Annotated in this window: 7 protein-coding genes; 6 read left to right on the plus strand and 1 reads right to left on the minus strand. The window is 70.2% G+C overall.

All coding sequences use genetic code 11. From position 1 onward, the window contains the following. Nucleotides 1-4: 4 nt before the first annotated feature. The 6 genes from ACSDR0_RS42765 to katG all read left to right on the plus strand — a co-directional run bounded on the left by ACSDR0_RS42765 (nt 5) and on the right by katG (nt 7,325). Complete coding sequence (locus tag ACSDR0_RS42765) at nt 5-829, plus strand: carbohydrate ABC transporter permease (protein WP_435294697.1); 825 nt, start codon at nt 5-7, stop codon at nt 827-829. Next, on the plus strand, nt 813-2,492 hold the full coding sequence (locus ACSDR0_RS42770) for a glycoside hydrolase family 9 protein (protein ID WP_435294698.1): 1,680 nt from the start codon (nt 813-815) through the stop codon (nt 2,490-2,492). The genes ACSDR0_RS42765 and ACSDR0_RS42770 overlap by 17 nt, the downstream gene beginning before the upstream one ends. A 14-nt stretch (nt 2,493-2,506) precedes the next feature. After that, nucleotides 2,507-3,565 carry an SIS domain-containing protein gene (locus tag ACSDR0_RS42775; RefSeq protein ID WP_435294699.1) on the plus strand — a complete coding sequence of 353 codons (1,059 nt, stop codon included), beginning with the start codon at nt 2,507-2,509 and terminating at the stop codon, nt 3,563-3,565. Further along, a complete protein-coding gene (locus tag ACSDR0_RS42780; protein WP_435294700.1) occupies nt 3,562-4,431 on the plus strand; it encodes an N-acetylglucosamine kinase in 870 nt (289 codons plus the stop codon). The genes ACSDR0_RS42775 and ACSDR0_RS42780 overlap by 4 nt, the downstream gene beginning before the upstream one ends. 176 nt (nt 4,432-4,607) lie before the next feature. After that, nucleotides 4,608-5,039 (plus strand): Fur family transcriptional regulator, encoded by a 432-nt coding sequence (locus ACSDR0_RS42785; RefSeq protein WP_435294701.1) that lies wholly within the window; start codon nt 4,608-4,610, stop codon nt 5,037-5,039. A gap of 15 nt (nt 5,040-5,054) precedes the next feature. Then, nucleotides 5,055-7,325 (plus strand): catalase/peroxidase HPI, encoded by a 2,271-nt coding sequence (gene katG, locus ACSDR0_RS42790; protein WP_435294702.1) that lies wholly within the window; start codon nt 5,055-5,057, stop codon nt 7,323-7,325. Nucleotides 7,326-7,428: 103 nt separating this feature from the next. On the opposite strand, the gene ACSDR0_RS42795 is transcribed toward katG, so the two are convergent. Then, nucleotides 7,429-7,581, minus strand: coding sequence for a hypothetical protein (locus ACSDR0_RS42795; RefSeq protein WP_435294703.1), 153 nt, complete (start codon nt 7,579-7,581; stop codon nt 7,429-7,431). Nucleotides 7,582-7,636 lie beyond the last annotated feature (55 nt).

Below are 7,636 nucleotides of genomic sequence, written 5' to 3' on the forward strand. Positions count from 1 at the left end.
CCGGATGCGACGTCTGCTGACAGCTCTGTCGCACGCGGGCGTGTGGCTCTACGTAGTGCTGCTCCTCGTGCCGGTGTACTACCTGGTCATCTCCGCCTTCAAGAACAACGTGGGCATCCTGTCCGCGCCGTTCTCCCCCTTCACCGGGCTGGAGCTGGACAATTTCGGCAAGGCGTTCGCCAACGCGACGCTCGGGCCCGCGCTGCTCAACCAGGCCTACGTCACGGCCGGAGCCAGCGTGCTGACCCTCGCGCTCGCCGTACCCGCCGCCTTCGCCCTGACCAGATCGCGCGGCCGGCTCGCCGTCCTGGTCGAGCGGGTCTTCGCGCTGGGCTTCCTGGTGCCGGGGTTCGCGTCGCTGGTACCGACCGTGATGTTGTCGATCATGCTGGGGCTCTTCCACACCCGCGAGTTCCTGATCTTCTTCCTTCCGGCCAGTGCCCTGCCGCTGTCGGTGATCCTGCTCACGCAGGCCATGCGCGCCATCCCGCACGACCTGGAGGAATCGGCGGTCCTCGACGGCGCGGGCAGCTGGCAGCTGCTGCGCTCGGTCTATCTGCCGCTGTCGACGCCGACCGTGGTCGTGGTGCTGATCCTCAACTTCTTGTCCTTCTGGAACGAGTACTTCTTCGCCCTGGTGATCGCCGGGCCGGACACCGCGGTGCGGACCGCCCAGGTCGCGCTACCGACGCTCTCGCTGGCCAACGCCTCACAGTACGGTGTGCTCGCGGCGGGCATCGTCATCACCCTGATCCCGGTCTACGTGCTGTATGCGTTCTTCGCCGACAAGATGGAAAGGGCGGTGCTCGCCGGTGCGCTCAAGGGTTGAGATCCGGGTGGCCCATCTGGGGTACGGCACGGCCGCGTCGAAGGCCGTGGTGCTGCGCGTCCCCGGTGGCGTCCTTCCGCAGCGCCTGCTGCTGGTGTCCGGTGAGGCCGCCACACCGCTGACCGCCGGGCCGGTGCAGGAGGTAGCCGGCTGGAGCGGCGGCTCCTGGGCACGCGTGGAGCTCCCGGACGAGCTCCCGGCGGGACGCTATGCCGTCCAGGCGGGTGACACGCTCAGCGAGAGCTTCACCGTCGGCGACGACCAGGTGCAAAGGCAGACCATGTCCGACGTCCTGGCCTACTTCAAGGCGATGCGCTCCAGCGGCGAGATCGACCGCAAGGACCGGCGGGCGGCCTTCTGGGGAGACGACGGCGGCGCCACGGTCGACGCGCGGGGCGGCTGGCTGGACGCCAGCGGCGACACCAGCAAGTTCCTCAGCCATCTCACCTACACGCGCACAATGAGCCCGCAGCAGATCCCGCTGTGCGCCTGGGCGATGATGGTCGCGCGGGACGCGGTCGAGTCCCGGCACCCGCGGATGGCGCGGTCGGTCGCGGCGCGGCTGCGCGACGAGGCGCTGTTCGGCGCCGACTTTCTCATGCGCTTCCGCTCCGAGAAGGGTTACTTCTACACGGGCATCTTCGACGCGCTGACCAAGCGGCTGGAGGAGCGGGTCGTCACAGCGCCGCTGCCCGAGTGCGTGCGCACCGACCGCTACCGGGCGGGTTACCGCCACGGCGGCGGCCTGGCCATCGCGGCCCTGGCCCGCGCCGCCGCGCTGGACGATGAGGGTGACTTCAGCCGCGAAGAGTACCTGTCGGCGGCGGTGGAGGGCTTCCACCATCTGGAGGCGCACAACCATCAGTACCTGCACGACGGCGCCGAGAACATCGTCGACGACTACTCGGCGCTGCTCGCCGCCGCGGAACTGGTGGCCGCCGGGGTGGAGGAGACCGCGCAGGCCGCCCACCGCCGGGCCCTGTCCTTGATCGGCCGCTACACCACCTCACGAAACGGCCCCGGCTGGTTCGTCGCCGACGCCGAAGGAAGGCCCTTCTTCCACGCCGTCGAGGCGGGCCTGCCGGTGCTGGCCCTGATCAGGTACGCCGAAGTGCTGCCCGGCGCCGCCGAAGACGCCTTGGCCGTGGCCCGCCGGGCAATGCTGGACACGCTGGAGCGCACCCACGCCGTCCCCAATCCCTTCGGCTACCCGCGCCAGCGCGTCCAGCCCGCGGGCGGCGAACCCGCCGACGCCTTCTTCTTCCCGCACGCCAACGAGACCGGCTACTGGTGGCAGGGCGAGAACGCCACGATCGCCTCCCTGTCGGCCGCCGCCTCCGCCTGCGCGCGTCTCGACGGCCTCACGCCGCCGCAGCGCTCCCGGCTGGAGGCGTTCGCCGACGACCAGCTTGCCTGGATCACCGGACGCAACCCCTTCGACGCCTCGATGATCCAGGGCAAAGGACGCAACAACGTCGACTACGCCTCCGACTTCCCGAATCTGCCCGGAGGCATCGTCAACGGCATCACCTCCGGCTGGAAGAACGAGGATGACATCGCCTTCCTGCCCGCCGACGCGCCCGAGGGTGAGTCCTGGCGCTGGGCCGAGCAGTGGATCCCGCACACCGGGTGGTTCCTGCTCGCCGTTGCCACCGCACGCTGAAAGGACCTTGATCAATGACCTCTCGCATCACCTTCCGTGACGGCCAGGAGCGGCAGCCGCAGGCGCTCCAGGAGATCGCCGCCCACGTGCGCGAGCAACTGGCCGGGCCGCACGCCACCCGCCTGAGCGGAGCCCGGCGGCCGCTCTTCCTCGGCATCGGCGCCTCGCACGCGGCGCTGGCGGTGCCGGTGGAGCTGCTGCGCGAGCAGGGCGTTGCCGCGCAGCGGGCGCTCGCCTCGGAGGTCGGGCCCGCCGGGCGCGGCTTCGACACCGACTTACTCATCGGCGTCTCCCAGAGCGGGCGCAGCTTGGAGACCATCGCGGCCTTCCGTGAGCTGGCCGCCGTGCCCCGCGTGGCGGTGCTGAATGTCATGCCCTCGCCGCTGGCCGATCTCGCCGATCTCAGCGTCGGCCTGGGCAACCAGCCCGACTCCTATGCCTCCACGATCGGCTTTACCGGGACGATCGTCGCGCTGGATCTGGTGGCAGAGCTGATCGCGGCCCGGCCCGCCATAGCGGACCCGTGGCGGGACATCGCCGCGCAGATGGCCGGCGTGCGTTCGACGGCGATGGACGTGCTCGCGTCCGTGCGCGAGCGGGCCGCCGGCTGCGTGGCGGCCGACGTCGTGGGGTCGGGAGCCTCCCGCGCCTCCGCCGAAGAGGGGGCCCTGCTACTGCGCGAGGTCACCCGCATGCCGGCAGCGGCGTCCGCGACCCGCAACTACCTGCACGGCGAGATGGAGTCCGCCGGCCGCACACTGCATGTGATCTTCGGAGACGGGCGCGAGGTCGAGCTCGCCCGCTCCCTGTCCGAAGCGGGGCATCTCACTCTGCTGGTCACCGGCACGGCGGTCGAGCCGACAGCCGATCTCGCCATCGTGTCGCTGCCCGGGGCCGCCACCGGCGCGCGGATCGTGCTGGAGACCGTCGTGGTGCAGGAGCTGGTGGCCACCCTCGCCGACGAGCGCGGGATCGCCATCGAGTCCTTCGTCTTTGCCAACGACGACACCAAAGAGGGTGGCGTGGACCCGGCCGACTTCGCCGTTGCCTCGCCGCGGGCGCAGAGCCGATGATCGCGGGGCTCGACGTCGGCGGCACCAAGACGCACGTACGGCTTGTTGAGGGCCAGAGCGTACGGCACGACCGCGTGGTCTCCTCCGAGGGCTGGTCGGCCCTGCCGGTCGAGCACGCCGCCTCCTGGTTGTGCGCGCTGCTGCCCGGCGAGCCTGTCCAAGCGCTGGTGGTCGGCGCGCAGGGGTGCGAAGACCGCGCCCACTGCGCCGCCCTGCGTGATGCCTTGATCACCCGCGTGCGGGCGCCGGTCGCCGTCGTCAACGACGCCGAGCTGCTCCTGCCGGCGGCCGGGCTCGAGCGTGGAGTCGCGTTGATCGCCGGAACCGGCGCCATCGCCGTCTACACCGACGGCGAGCACCTGATCCGCGCGGGCGGCTGGGGCTGGGTGCTCGACGACGGCGGCAGCGCCTCCGCGCTGGTCCGTGAGGCGGCCAGGGCGGTCTTGGCCCGGGCTGACCAGGGTGAGGAGCCCGACGAGCTCGGCCTGATGCTGCTGGAGTCGACGGGCGCACCCGATCCGGCCGCGCTCGCCCACTCGCTCAGCTGGGGCACCGGTCCCGAGCACTGGGGACTGCACTCGCCCGCGGTGGTCGCGGCGGCAGCCGCCGGTTCCGTGGCCGCACGCCAGATCCTCGATGAGGGGGCACGGTCGCTGGCCGGGCTCGTGGTGACGCTCGCCGGCCGGGGCGTGCCGGTCGAGGACGTGGTGGTCGCAGGTGGGCTGGTGACCAATGTGCCCGCGTACTGGGCGGCGGTGCGACAGTTGCTCAAGCAGTGGCTTCCGGCCGCGAGGACGACGTTGCTCGACCGCCCGCCGGTCGAGGGGGCGATCGCCCGGGCTCGGTGGCTGCTGGAGGGTGCCTGACGCGTCGCCGTCGAAGACCACGCCTCGGGCGGTGACGAAGACGCCGGGTCACAGCCGGATCAGGCTGATCATGAACACGTACACGCGTGTGCTCTTGGACATCGAAGGGGGGCCCGCCAAGACTTGAATCAGTCAATATCTTAAATTACTCGTGTTAACGAGGGTATGTTGGGGCCATGACCGCATCCCAGCCCCCGACCACCGCCGAGGAGCTGCGAGGTGCCGGCCTACGGGTGACGGCTGCCCGTGTCGCACTGCTCGAAACCGTCCGAGACGGTGACCATCTCGATGTCGAGGCGCTCACCTCGGGAGTACGGGACCGTATCGGCCAGATCTCCCTCCAAGCGGTGTACGAAGGCCTCCACGCGCTCACCACCGCGGGGCTCGTCCGCCGTATGGAACCGCCGGGCAGTCCGGCCCTGTTCGAGGGACGGGTCGGCGACAATCACCACCACATCGTGTGCCGATCGTGCGGTGTCGTCGCCGACGTCGACTGTGCGATCGGTGAGGCGCCGTGCCTGACCGCGTCCAACGATCACGGCTTCGCGATCGACGAGGCCGAGATCATTTACTGGGGCGTGTGCCTCAACTGTTCCACCGCCAGCTGATCCGGAAGGATTCCCATGACCGAGAACCACGACGCGATCGTCACCGACACCAAGGGCGGGGGTGAAGCGGGCGGCTGCCCGATCGCGCACGACTCCGTGACCGCGCACGGCAGCGAGAGCGAGAACCCGGCCATCGACTCGCCGACTCCGAAGACCGGCGGTCGTCCGCACACGAACCGGGACTGGTGGCCCAACCAGCTCGACCTCTCGATACTGCGCGCGCACTCCTCCAAGGGCAACCCGCTGGCAGGGGACTTCAGCTACGCCAAGGAGCTCGAGCAGCTCGACGTCGAAGCCCTCAAGCGGGACATCATCGAGGTGCTCACCACCTCGCAGGACTGGTGGCCGGCCGACTTCGGCCACTACGGCGGCCTGATGATCCGGATGAGCTGGCACGCTGCGGGCACCTACCGCATTCACGACGGTCGCGGCGGCGCCGGCGACGGCTCCCAGCGTTTCGCCCCGCTCAACAGCTGGCCCGACAACGCCAACCTCGACAAGGCCCGCCGGCTGCTGTGGCCGGTCAAGCAGAAGTACGGCCAGCAGATCTCGTGGGCCGACCTGCTCGTGCTCGCCGGCAACGTCGCCCTGGAGTCCATGGGGTTCAAGACCTTCGGCTTCGGTTTCGGCCGCGAGGACATCTGGGAGCCGGAGGAGATCTTCTGGGGTCCGGAGGACGCCTGGCTCGGCGACGCGCGCTACGTCACCGACAATTCGATGTCGCCGGACGTCGGCGCGACCGAGATGGGTCTCATCTACGTCAACCCGGAGGGGCCCCGCGGCAACGCGGACCCGGCCGCGGCGGCGTACTTCATCCGCGAGACCTTCGGACGGATGGCGATGAACGACGAGGAGACCGTCGCTCTCATCGCCGGCGGCCACACGTTCGGCAAGACCCACGGCGCCGGGATCGCGGACGACCACGTGGGGCCGGAGCCCGAGGGCGCGCCGCTGGAGTCGCAGGGGCTGGGCTGGCTGAGCACCTACGGCACCGGCAAGGCCGGAGACACGATCACCAGCGGTCTCGAGGTGACGTGGACCGACGTGCCGACACAGTGGAGCAACCGTTTCTTCGAGATCCTCTTCGGCTACGAGTGGGAGCTCACCACGAGCCCCGGCGGCGCGAAGCAGTGGGTCGCGAAGGACGCCGAGGCGATCATCCCCGACGCCCATGACCCGTCGAGGAAGCACAAGCCGACGATGCTCACGACAGACCTGTCGCTGCGCGTCGACCCGGCGTACGAGAAGATCTCCCGCCGCTTCCTGGAGCACCCCGACGAGTTCGCGCTGGCCTTCGCCAAGGCCTGGTACAAGCTGCTGCACCGCGACATGGGTCCGGTCAGCCGCTTCCTCGGACCGTGGGTCGCCGAACCCCAGCTGTGGCAGGACCCGGTGCCGGCCGTCGAGCACGAACTGGTGGGTGACGGCGACGTCGCCTCCCTGAAGGCCAAGGTCCTGGAGTCCGGCCTCACGACCGCCCAGCTGGTCTCCACCGCCTGGGCCTCCGCCGCGAGTTTCCGGTCCACCGACAAGCGCGGCGGCGCCAACGGCGCCAGGCTCCGTCTGGAGCCGCAGCGCAGCTGGGAGGTCAACCAGCCCGAGCAGCTCGCGACGGTCCTGGACACCCTCGAGGGCATCCAGCGTGAGTTCAACGAGGCCGGCGGCGCGAAGATCTCGCTTGCCGACCTGATCGTGCTGGCCGGCTCGGCCGCCGTCGAGAAGGCGGCACGCGAGGCCGGCGTGACGGTGACGGTATCGTTCCGCCCGGGCCGCACCGACGCCACCCAGGAGCAGACCGACGTCGAGTCCTTCCGGGTCCTCGAGCCCCGCGCCGACGGGTTCCGCAACTACCTGTCCTCCGGCGAGAAGACCCCGCCGGAGGTGCTGCTCGTCGACCGTGCCTACATGCTCGGCCTGACCCCGCCCCAGCTGACCGTCCTTGTCGGCGGCCTGCGCTCTCTCGGAGCCAACTTCGGCGGTACCCGGCACGGCGTCCTCACCGACCGGCCCGGCGTGCTCACCAACGACTTCTTCACCAACCTGCTCTCCCCGGGCACCCGGTGGAAGGCGTCGGAGTCCGAGGAGCACGTGTACGAAATCCGCGACGTGAACACCGATGAGGTGAAGTGGACCGCCACCGCGGTCGACCTCGTCTTCGGCTCCAACTCCCAGCTCCGAGCCCTCGCGGAGGTCTACGCCAGCCGGGACGCCTCCGGCAGGTTCGTGGCCGACTTCGTCGCGGCCTGGACCAAGGTCATGGAACTCGACCGGTTCGACCTCGCCTGATCCGTTTCCACCCGACGAGCCCGGTCGAGCCACCATGAACCGCGCCGGGGTTGACGGAGGCTTTGATGTACCCCGAGTTCGGTTCACCTGGCGCGAACCGCACCTACGCGGGCAAGCCCACCGCATCGGTGAGGTTCGCGCCGGTGAGGTCGGCGGCGATCTCGAACCGCTGGCGCTGTGTGTCGGCGGCGGCGATGACCTTGCCCCCGTACGGACGAGTGTGCGACGTGACTTGGCGGGCGGTCTCCTCGTTCAAGGGAGCGTCATCGTGACGCTGCCCGGGATCGCGGCGAACGCATCACGGAGGCGGG

This window comes from Streptosporangium sp. G11 (assembly GCF_051192615.1).
GTDB lineage: Bacteria > Actinomycetota > Actinomycetes > Streptosporangiales > Streptosporangiaceae > Streptosporangium.

Coding starts and splice junctions, on each gene's coding strand:
- ACSDR0_RS42765 (WP_435294697.1), top strand. CDS start 5: ATGCGACGTCTGCTGACAGCTCTGTCGCACGCGGGCGTGTGGCTCTAC.
- ACSDR0_RS42775 (WP_435294699.1), top strand. CDS start 2,507: ATGACCTCTCGCATCACCTTCCGTGACGGCCAGGAGCGGCAGCCGCAG.
- ACSDR0_RS42780 (WP_435294700.1), top strand. CDS start 3,562: ATGATCGCGGGGCTCGACGTCGGCGGCACCAAGACGCACGTACGGCTT.
- ACSDR0_RS42785 (WP_435294701.1), top strand. CDS start 4,608: ATGACCGCATCCCAGCCCCCGACCACCGCCGAGGAGCTGCGAGGTGCC.
- katG (WP_435294702.1), top strand. CDS start 5,055: ATGACCGAGAACCACGACGCGATCGTCACCGACACCAAGGGCGGGGGT.